This is a genomic window from Cupriavidus sp. 8B (assembly GCF_054589115.1).
This window is the reverse complement of sequence record NZ_BAAILO010000117.1, coordinates 1-2,087: the sequence shown is the minus strand read 5'-3', so window position 1 is coordinate 2,087 and position 2,087 is coordinate 1. Positions and strand designations below refer to the sequence as shown.

3 protein-coding genes are annotated in these 2,087 nt (G+C 59.3%); all 3 read right to left on the bottom strand.

The annotated features are described in order from the left end of the window. Positions 1-42: 42 nt before the first annotated feature. Positions 43-435, bottom strand: a complete 393-nt coding sequence (locus ACYP5B_RS12665; RefSeq protein ID WP_459569852.1) for a hypothetical protein — start codon at positions 433-435, stop codon at positions 43-45. 605 nt (positions 436-1,040) lie between these two features. Next, positions 1,041-1,442, bottom strand: a complete 402-nt coding sequence (locus ACYP5B_RS12660; RefSeq protein ID WP_459569851.1) for a hypothetical protein — start codon at positions 1,440-1,442, stop codon at positions 1,041-1,043. A gap of 11 nt (positions 1,443-1,453) precedes the next feature. Beyond that, positions 1,454-2,087 (bottom strand): PRTRC system protein D (locus tag ACYP5B_RS12655; protein ID WP_459569850.1); only part of this gene is annotated, 634 nt, incomplete at its 5' end.

Below are 2,087 nucleotides of genomic sequence, written 5' to 3'. Positions count from 1 at the left end.
GCCTAGCCATTCAATCTGCAAACCGCCTCACGGGGCGGCACCTCATTCACTCTCTGCCCTGCGGGTTCTGCCCGCCGGGGAGAACCCTTGCGGCAGATCACCACTTGGAGTTCTGCTATGTCGTTCAAAGGGTTCAATGTCATCGTGGGTCGCCTGCAAATCTGCGCCATGCGCGAACTGGATTCGGGCGCTGTGCCGGCGTGCCAGTCGGACGCCGAGACGTACCATGTCTATCTGCGCAACCCAGACGGTTCCGCGCAGCTTCAACACACGGAAGTCGATTTCGATTCCGCCTTCAGCTATTGCACTGGTCGGCAACGACCGACGCGCCACTGAGCGCTCATCCATAACAAAAAAGCCCGGCATGCGCCGGGCTTTTTTTTTGTCCATTTTTTTCAACGGCGGCGCACCGCCATGAATAGCGTCAGCGCGCATTCCCACAGGGTCCAGCAGATGCCAAAAAACAGCAAAAACTTGACGAAGCGGATGACTTCGTATTCCGTCATGGTGTATAGGCCTTTGGTTCGTTGCGGTTGATTCTACTGTACCCGCCCCCTTCGGAAGTCAAGGGGGCGGAGACCCACTCCTATTCGTGCATTGTTCCCGCAACGTGTGGACCCAGGTTAGATGGTCGCGCCAATTAGCGTTCTAGCAGACGCTCTAGTTTCGCGCCTTTCTGTCTCCGGAAGCGGGTCGCCGCCCCCTCGGGCTCGGCGTGTGGCCCGTGCGGGTGGTTGCAACTCGGGATGTTAGCTTCTTCGGAGAAGTCTTGGGTGTCACCTTTTTCGATGTCGTCTTTGGTGCCGTCTTCAGTCGGGCCGTCGTTGGTTCCGCCGGTCGCGGTGATACGGCGAGCTCAGGGGCAGGCAGGCCGATGCCCGCCTCAAGCGCTCTCTCGGCCAACATCTTCACCACGAAGACACGGTCCTTCGCTGTGGGAATCTCATTGAGGTAGGCCAGCAGGCGAGGCGTCGTGTACTCGTTCAACGTGATCTGCATTTGGAGGTTTTGCATACGGGATCGCTAATGTGTTGTTGGCTTCATCCAAACCGTGCCATCGCATCGTTCAGCGCGCCAACGTCGTGAATGGCGAAGGCATACATCGTATCCACTGACGACGCACCACCTTGCGGCGCCGCGATGGCCGGGTTAGACGGGACCGGCATGACCGGAGAAGTCGCTTCTAGCCTGTGTTCCTTGATATTGACATTGCTATCTGTTGGGACGGCGCCCCCCGACGGGAACGGCGTTCTGGCCGGCGTGTTTTCGGGTGCTGGTAGCAATCCCACGGGACCCGAGCCGCCAAGCGCTCTCAACCCGTGCTGCGCGAGCAGTCGAAATACAAAGGCGCGCTCGCGAGCGCCGGGTATCTGTCGCAGATAGGCCAGCAGGTCGGGTGCGGCTTCGGGGGACAGCGTGATCGTAATCTGCAGCTTGTCCATGTGCAGCCGGCTCAGGAAGACTTCGACACATGTCGTGCAGAGCCGATCGTATGGAAGCCCCGAACATTGGCAAAGCAGGGCGCATCCATCACATGAATGTCGTTGTGCGGAAATGCCGCTTGAATCGTTGGCGCGTACAAGCTCGCTCCGCCTCCGGTCAGGATGATGGCGCGAATATCCTCGGTGCGACCGACACGAGTTTGAACTTCCAAGACGGACTGTTGGGCAACCGCAATGGCTTCTTCAACGAAGGGGCGTAGATTCAGATCCTTGCGATAGAAGAGCATCGGCTTAGCCTCGCGGATTGCCTTGTCGATCCGTTCGATGCTGTCCACCGCTGCGCCCTCGGCCTGAGAGATGAGCCTTGCCACCTGCTGATAGATACGCGATGCACCGCCCGGCACGCCACCGCTTCGGGTGTCGTCCATCGTGTAGCCGCGTGCGACCACCCAGTCGGTCGTGAAATAGCCGACGTCAATCACGAGATAGGCGTTGTCGGGGTCGTACTGCTTGGCGCACTGCTGGATGAATGTGACCAATGTTCCGATAGGCTGAGGCAGCGGCAGCACGTTGTGCACCCGGATCGGACCCCAGCCGAAGTCGAGTTCACCACTGAAGCGGTCCTTCAGGTAGCCGGCGTACTTC